The following is a 362-nucleotide window of genomic DNA, read 5'->3' on the forward strand; positions in this document are numbered from 1 at the left end:
CGCAATAATCAAATCTCCCTCATTGGCAGTATTTAGCGTCGCATTTTCAGTCCCAGAAGCGGTTAATAATTCGGGAATATCCAAAGCCGTAAAGGGTAAAATTTCCCCATTGCTATCCCGAGGGGCTTCGACTTCCAAACTCAACAAACTTCCTGCTTGCTGAATGCGAATTAAACTGCTACCGGGTACCGCCGCAAGCGTTACCGTACCAGCTTCAATACTGCCCGTATTGACAACAGTTCCCCCCATCAGTGTAATATCGCCTCCCGTCGCCGTCAAATTTCCGGCATTGATTATCGCTCCAGGCTGTGCCAAATCGAAAGCAAATTGATTGGGATTTCCCGTTAAAGTTTGATAATTAT

General features: G+C 46.1%; 1 protein-coding gene. It reads right to left on the reverse strand.

Going from position 1 to position 362, the window contains the following annotated elements:
* Positions 1 to 362 (reverse strand): hypothetical protein (locus JUI58_RS00135; RefSeq protein WP_204101739.1); only part of this gene is annotated, 362 nt, incomplete at both ends.

The organism is Spirulina sp. CCY15215 (assembly GCF_016888125.1).
GTDB lineage: Bacteria > Cyanobacteriota > Cyanobacteriia > Cyanobacteriales > Spirulinaceae > CCY15215.